Source organism: Providencia sp. PROV156 (assembly GCF_028480905.1).
Taxonomy (GTDB): Bacteria; Pseudomonadota; Gammaproteobacteria; order Enterobacterales; family Enterobacteriaceae; genus Providencia; species Providencia hangzhouensis.
Window position 1 is genome coordinate 1 of sequence record NZ_JAMPPE010000048.1, and the last position, 6,570, is coordinate 6,570.

9 protein-coding genes and 1 pseudogene are annotated in these 6,570 nt (G+C 38.4%); 6 read left to right on the forward strand and 4 right to left on the reverse strand.

What is annotated here, in order from left to right; all coding sequences use genetic code 11:
- On the forward strand, positions 1-69 hold a 69-nt coding region (locus PSF31_RS20785; RefSeq protein WP_227393415.1), incomplete at its 5' end, for a hypothetical protein.
- A gap of 15 nt (positions 70-84) precedes the next feature.
- Here PSF31_RS20785 and PSF31_RS20790 read toward each other — a convergent pair.
- Positions 85-204, reverse strand: a pseudogene (locus tag PSF31_RS20790) (LysR family transcriptional regulator); the annotation flags it as partial.
- Positions 205-434: 230 nt separating this feature from the next.
- Positions 435-1,640 (reverse strand): sodium/glutamate symporter, encoded by a 1,206-nt coding sequence (gene gltS / locus PSF31_RS20795; protein ID WP_000599533.1) that lies wholly within the window; start codon positions 1,638-1,640, stop codon positions 435-437.
- Positions 1,641-2,083: 443 nt separating this feature from the next.
- Here gltS and PSF31_RS20800 point away from each other — a divergent pair, with 443 nt between their 5' ends.
- Genes PSF31_RS20800 through PSF31_RS20810 form a run of 3 tightly spaced genes read left to right on the forward strand, consistent with a single transcriptional unit; the run spans position 2,084 to position 3,477 of the window.
- Positions 2,084-2,404 (forward strand): antibiotic biosynthesis monooxygenase family protein, encoded by a 321-nt coding sequence (locus PSF31_RS20800; protein WP_000562370.1) that lies wholly within the window; start codon positions 2,084-2,086, stop codon positions 2,402-2,404.
- Complete coding sequence (locus PSF31_RS20805) at positions 2,397-2,783, forward strand: hypothetical protein (RefSeq protein ID WP_000460651.1); 387 nt, start codon at positions 2,397-2,399, stop codon at positions 2,781-2,783. Before PSF31_RS20800 ends, PSF31_RS20805 begins: the two co-directional genes overlap by 8 nt.
- 7 nt (positions 2,784-2,790) lie before the next feature.
- A complete protein-coding gene (locus PSF31_RS20810; RefSeq protein WP_001284954.1) occupies positions 2,791-3,477 on the forward strand; it encodes an ArsR/SmtB family transcription factor in 687 nt (228 codons plus the stop codon).
- On the opposite strand, the gene tetR(B) is transcribed toward PSF31_RS20810, so the two are convergent.
- Complete coding sequence (gene tetR(B), locus PSF31_RS20815) at positions 3,455-4,078, reverse strand: tetracycline resistance transcriptional repressor TetR(B) (protein WP_000088605.1); 624 nt, start codon at positions 4,076-4,078, stop codon at positions 3,455-3,457. The genes PSF31_RS20810 and tetR(B) overlap by 23 nt on opposite strands.
- 81 nt (positions 4,079-4,159) lie before the next feature.
- Here tetR(B) and tet(B) point away from each other — a divergent pair, with 81 nt between their 5' ends.
- Positions 4,160-5,365, forward strand: coding sequence for a tetracycline efflux MFS transporter Tet(B) (gene tet(B) / locus PSF31_RS20820; protein WP_001089072.1), 1,206 nt, complete (start codon positions 4,160-4,162; stop codon positions 5,363-5,365).
- Positions 5,366-5,477: 112 nt separating this feature from the next.
- Here tet(B) and tetC read toward each other — a convergent pair whose 3' ends face one another.
- Complete coding sequence (gene tetC / locus PSF31_RS20825; protein WP_000428546.1) at positions 5,478-6,071, reverse strand: tetracyline resistance-associated transcriptional repressor TetC; 594 nt, start codon at positions 6,069-6,071, stop codon at positions 5,478-5,480.
- An 87-nt stretch (positions 6,072-6,158) separates the two neighbouring features.
- On the opposite strand from tetC, the gene PSF31_RS20830 reads away from it, so the two are divergent.
- A partial coding sequence (locus PSF31_RS20830) for a helix-turn-helix domain-containing protein (protein WP_001696766.1) occupies positions 6,159-6,570 on the forward strand: 412 nt, incomplete at its 3' end.

Here is a 6,570-nt window from a genome sequence, read left to right on the forward strand (position 1 = left end):
TCACTCGTGGCTGCAACCCTGCTTACTCAAAATCTATTCACACATGGTTACGTTTTGGGGAAATTATGAGGGGATCTCTCAGTGCTCAGCATGTTTGAGTGCTTTACTCGCCGCGGGTTGAGAAATATGTAAAACTTCAGCCGCACGCGTTAAGGAACCACAAGTCATTACAGCATAAAAGATATCGAGATGTCTTAATTTCATTCCATGTAGCCTACTGATTATTTATTTCTACGGACTATTCTAACGAATAAAGTATAAATAATCAGATATACTCGTCATAATTCAAATTTTGGTTTAGTTGTCACGAGAATTAATTCGTAAACGTGCAAGCTAAATAGATTGACTAGGGGAATATACGGGGTAAGAAAGCGGCTCGGCATACTGCCCTATAATAAATTGTTAGGAGAAGTACGCCGAGTAGTGTGTAGCTATTAGGTAAAGTATGTACCAATTTCAATAAATATTTTAATTAAGATACTGTTTGAAATATCAACAATAAAGGCACCGACCATAGGAACGACAAGGAAAGCTTTATGTGATGGTCCAAATGCTTTTGTGACTGTTTGCATATTCGCAATTGCTGTTGGTGTTGCTCCCATACCAAAGCCACAGTGACCCGCGCTGATCACGACAGCATCATAATCTTTGCCCATCATTTTGAAGGTGACAAAGCAGGCAAATAGCACCATGACAACAGTTTGTACAGCAATGATAATTAATACTGGCCCTGCCATGCTTGCCAATTGACCAAATTTTAATGACATTAACGCCATTGCCAAGAAAAGCGATAAAGCAACGCTACCTAATACATCGACGGTCGGCTCAAACACTTCGTGTTTAAATACATGAGTCAGTGTATTACGGATAATAATACCGACAAATAAACACCAGACAAAAGTAGGCAGTTGCAGAAAAGTATCTTTAAACAATGCACTGATATAGCCACCAACAACAATACAGATAATCAGCATTGAAATGGTTTCAATAACGTTATTTGCATTGATTTTTCTTTTGACGCTTGGTTGCTCAAAAGCTTCAACGATAGTGTCGCGCTCTTGCTCGGTTGTTTTAGGAATAGAGACCTTTTTCAAAAGATGACGGGCAACAGGGCCGCCAACTAAACCACCCAACACTAATCCAAGTGTTGCACAAGCCATCGCTAATTCAACGGCGCCTGTTACACCATATTTATCAGCGAGAATAGGGCCCCATGCTCCGGCATTACCATGACCACCTGTTAGAGTAATTGAACCTGCAATTAAGCCAATAAATGGACTTTCATTCATCATGACAGCCATACTCATGCCGACAGTATTTTGAATGGCGATTAGGATCGTTACTGCAATAGTTAATAGAACTAACGGCTTTCCTCCTTTAATCAGTCGAGAAAAGTCAGAACTTAGCCCGATAGAGGAAAAGAATGTGAGCATTAATAAACTTTGCAATGAAGCATCAAAAGTAAACGAATAACCTGATGTTTTATCAATAATTAACAGAACAATTGCAACAATAAAGCCACCAACGACGGCTTCTGGTATGTGGTTTTTTTGTAGGAACGGGGTAAATTTTACGACAAACATTCCTATGAGTAGCGCGATACATGCGACTAATAATGTATAACTGGCATCTAGGATCATTTTTTTACCTCTATTAGTTTACCAGAATTTTCACTATAACAATTTAACAATAGTGAAAAATGAAGTTACTTTGGTTAACTAATCTTTAACAATGAGTTTTATTAGGGTATCCATAACTTTTAGTTAATAGGGTCATAATTTTAGTGTGATCTTAATCATGAAATATTAAAAAGATTAAAATAACAACAATGGTATTTAATGATGGGTAAACCTAAATACCATGCGGGATCCGCACTATTTTCGGTGATAGCAAAAAATAAAAAAGTATAAATAATAAACAAAATTATAAGAGAAGGAGAACATGATAAGCGCAGGCCGAGCAATTTAAAGAAGTGTGATATACAACATAAAACAGCAGCATGACCTTTCTATATTTCGTTGCTTATCGAAGTGTTAATTTTCGGGTGGATTACTCTGTTTGTTGATTAATAACGGAGAAAAATATGATTGCTGTAATATTTGAGGTGCAAATACAACCCGACCAACAAACTCGCTATTTGACTTTAGCTGAGGAGTTAAGACCACTATTAAGTCATGTAGCTGGTTTTATTTCAATTGAACGTTTTCAAAGTCTAGCTACAGAAGGAAAAATGTTATCGCTATCTTGGTGGGAAAACGAATACGCAGTTCTGCAATGGAAAAATCATGTTTTACATGCGAAAGCTCAACAAGAAGGGCGAGAGTCAATATTTGATTTTTACAAAATTAGTATTGCTCATATTACTCGCGAATATTCATTTAAAAAGGACAAGGATAATGTTTGATGTTCACGTTGTTTTAGATAATCAAATAGGACAATTAGCATTACTAGGAAAAACATTAGGTAATAAAGGTATTGGATTGGAAGGGGGAGGGATATTTACGGTTGGTGATGAATGCCATGCTCATTTTCTTGTTGAACAAGGAAAGGAAGCTAAAATAGCGCTAGAGCAAGCTGGACTGTTAGTACTTGCGATCCGGACACCATTAATTCGTAAGTTAAAACAGGAAAAACCGGGGGAACTTGGCGAAATAGCACGAGTATTGGCGGAGAATAACATTAATATTTTAGTGCAATACAGTGACCATGCTAACCAACTGATATTAATAACGGACAATGATAGTATGGCTGCATCTGTTACGCTCCCTTGGGCAATAAAGTGAACTTGCGATGGCTAATTTAATACGAAAAGAGGTTACCTTTGAGTCCTCAATAGCCGCGATAGGGGCGGCTATGTCTGACATTTCACGAGTTAAAATACTCAGTGCTTTGATGGATGGGCGAGCTTGGACGGCCACTGAGCTAAGTTCTGTGGCGAATATATCAGCTTCAACGGCGAGCAGTCATTTATCTAAATTATTAGATTGCCAGCTAATCACAGTAGTAGCTCAAGGCAAGCATCGTTATTTTCGGCTAGCAGGAAAAGATATTGCTGAATTGATGGAAAGTATGATGGGGATCTCCTTAAACCATGGCGTACATGCCAAAGTTTCCACGCCAGTGCATTTACGAAAAGCACGTACTTGCTATGATCATTTAGCTGGCGAAGTTGCCGTTAAGATCTATGATTCCCTTTGTCAACAGCAATGGATCACTGAAAATGGTTCAATGATCACATTAAGTGGTATTCAATATTTTCATGAAATGGGAATTGACGTTCCTTCCAAACATTCACGTAAAATCTGTTGTGCGTGTTTAGATTGGAGTGAACGCCGTTTCCATTTAGGTGGGTACGTTGGAGCCGCATTATTTTCGCTTTATGAATCTAAAGGGTGGTTAACTCGACATCTTGGTTACCGTGAAGTTACCATCACGGAAAAAGGTTATGCTGCTTTTAAGACCCACTTTCACATTTAAGTTGTTTTTCTAATCCGCATATGATCAATTCAAGGCCGAATAAGAAGGCTGGCTCTGCACCTTGGTGATCAAATAATTCGATAGCTTGTCGTAATAATGGCGGCATACTATCAGTAGTAGGTGTTTCCCTTTCTTCTTTAGCGACTTGATGCTCTTGATCTTCCAATACGCAACCTAAAGTAAAATGCCCCACAGCGCTGAGTGCATATAATGCATTCTCTAGTGAAAAACCTTGTTGGCATAAAAAGGCTAATTGATTTTCGAGAGTTTCATACTGTTTTTCTGTAGGCCGTGTACCTAAATGTACTTTTGCTCCATCGCGATGACTTAGTAAAGCACATCTAAAACTTTTAGCGTTATTACGTAAAAAATCTTGCCAGCTTTCCCCTTCTAAAGGGCAAAAGTGAGTATGGTGCCTATCTAACATCTCAATGGCTAAGGCGTCGAGCAAAGCCCGCTTATTTTTTACATGCCAATACAATGTAGGCTGCTCTACACCTAGCTTCTGGGCGAGTTTACGGGTTGTTAAACCTTCGATTCCGACCTCATTAAGCAGCTCTAATGCGCTGTTAATCACTTTACTTTTATCTAATCTAGACATCATTAATTCCTAATTTTTGTTGACACTCTATCATTGATAGAGTTATTTTACCACTCCCTATCAGTGATAGAGAAAAGTGAAATGAATAGTTCGACAAAGATCGCATTGGTAATTACGTTACTCGATGCCATGGGGATTGGCCTTATCATGCCAGTCTTGCCAACGTTATTACGTGAATTTATTGCTTCGGAAGATATCGCTAACCACTTTGGCGTATTGCTTGCACTTTATGCGTTAATGCAGGTTATCTTTGCTCCTTGGCTTGGAAAAATGTCTGACCGATTTGGTCGGCGCCCAGTGCTGTTGTTGTCATTAATAGGCGCATCGCTGGATTACTTATTGCTGGCTTTTTCAAGTGCGCTTTGGATGCTGTATTTAGGCCGTTTGCTTTCAGGGATCACAGGAGCTACTGGGGCTGTCGCGGCATCGGTCATTGCCGATACCACCTCAGCTTCTCAACGCGTGAAGTGGTTCGGTTGGTTAGGGGCAAGTTTTGGGCTTGGTTTAATAGCGGGGCCTATTATTGGTGGTTTTGCAGGAGAGATTTCACCGCATAGTCCCTTTTTTATCGCTGCGTTGCTAAATATTGTCACTTTCCTTGTGGTTATGTTTTGGTTCCGTGAAACCAAAAATACACGTGATAATACAGATACCGAAGTAGGGGTTGAGACGCAATCGAATTCGGTATACATCACTTTATTTAAAACGATGCCCATTTTGTTGATTATTTATTTTTCAGCGCAATTGATAGGCCAAATTCCCGCAACGGTGTGGGTGCTATTTACCGAAAATCGTTTTGGATGGAATAGCATGATGGTTGGCTTTTCATTAGCGGGTCTTGGTCTTTTACACTCAGTATTCCAAGCCTTTGTGGCAGGAAGAATAGCCACTAAATGGGGCGAAAAAACGGCAGTACTGCTCGGATTTATTGCAGATAGTAGTGCATTTGCCTTTTTAGCGTTTATATCTGAAGGTTGGTTAGTTTTCCCTGTTTTAATTTTATTGGCTGGTGGTGGGATCGCTTTACCTGCATTACAGGGAGTGATGTCTATCCAAACAAAGAGTCATCAGCAAGGTGCTTTACAGGGATTATTGGTGAGCCTTACCAATGCAACCGGTGTTATTGGCCCATTACTGTTTGCTGTTATTTATAATCATTCACTACCAATTTGGGATGGCTGGATTTGGATTATTGGTTTAGCGTTTTACTGTATTATTATCCTGCTATCGATGACCTTCATGTTAACCCCTCAAGCTCAGGGGAGTAAACAGGAGACAAGTGCTTAGTTATTTCGTCACCAAATGATGTTATTCCGCGAAATATAATGACCCTCTTGATAACCCAAGAGGGCATTTTTTACGATAAAGAAGATTTAGCTTCAAATAAAACCTATCTATTTTATTTATCTTTCAAGCTCAATAAAAAGCCGCGGTAAATAGCAATAAATTGGCCTTTTTTATCGGCAAGCTCTTTTAGGTTTTTCGCATGTATTGCGATATGCATAAACCAGCCATTGAGTAAGTTTTTAAGCACATCATCATCATAAGCTTTAAGTTGGTTCTCTTGGATCAATTTGCTGACAATGGCGTTTACCTTACCAGTAATGTATTCAAGGCTAATTTTTTCAAGTTCATTCCAACCAATGATAGGCATCACTTCTTGGATAGGGATAAGGTTTTTATTATTATCAATAATATAATCAAGATAATGTTCAAATATACTTTCTAAGGCAGACCAACCATTTGTTAAATCAGTTTTTGTTGTGATGTAGGCATCAATCATAATTAATTGCTGCTTATAACAGGCACTGAGTAATTGTTTTTTATTTTTAAAGTGATGATAAAAGGCACCTTTGGTCACCAACGCTTTTCCCGAGATCTCATCTATTGAAACAGCTTGATAGCCTTTTTCAACAAACAATATTCGTGCTGAGTTAACCAGTGATTGATAGGTACTCTTAAAATTTTCTTGTTGATGATTTTTATTTTCCATGATAGATTTAAAATAACATACCGTCAGTATGTTTATGGTATCATGATGATGTGGTCGTGACAATCTTAAGAACATTTAGGTTATTTTATGTATATTGAACAGCATTCTCGCTATCAAAATAAAGCTAATAACATCCAATTAAGATATGATGATAAGCAGTTTCATACAACGGTTATCAAAGATGTTCTATTATGGATTGAACATAATTTAGATCAGTCTTTACTGCTTGATGATGTGGCGAATAAAGCGGGTTATACCAAGTGGTATTTTCAGCGGCTGTTCAAAAAAGTAACAGGGGTCACACTGGCTAGCTATATTCGTGCTCGTCGTTTGACGAAAGCGGCTGTTGAGTTGAGGTTGACGAAAAAAACTATCCTTGAGATCGCATTAAAATATCAATTTGATTCCCAACAATCTTTTACACGTCGATTTAAGTACATTTTTAAGGTTACACCAAGTTATTATCGGCGTAATAAATTATGGGAATTGGAGGCAATGC